1 protein-coding gene is annotated in these 250 nt (G+C 48.4%); it reads right to left on the bottom strand.

Features of this window, described 5'->3' with window-relative positions:
• Positions 1–250, bottom strand: a 250-nt coding sequence (locus AB4653_RS29055; protein WP_372106101.1) for a cytochrome-c peroxidase, incomplete at both ends; no start/stop codon positions are given.

Genomic DNA, 250 nt, shown 5'->3' with positions numbered 1-250 from the left:
GTCTATTGGTATGTCGCGTTGAATCATCGTACGTTCAAACGCGGCTATAGCACGCCAAGCGTTGTGTATTTTCGGAGTATCATCACCAAACACTCGCTTAAAACGTTCAACATACTCAGGTACTAACGCTAAACGCGCTTCCATGATGTCATCTTCACCATTACCCGCGACCGCGCCCTTCGCAGCATCTTTGGCTTGCGCTTCCAATGACATAGCGCTGCCCGCCCAGAAAAATTTGTCATAATAAGCC

This window comes from Vibrio sp. 10N.222.48.A3 (assembly GCF_041475345.1).
Lineage (GTDB): Bacteria > Pseudomonadota > Gammaproteobacteria > Enterobacterales > Vibrionaceae > Vibrio > Vibrio tasmaniensis_A.
This window is presented reverse-complemented; position numbering and strand designations above follow the sequence as displayed.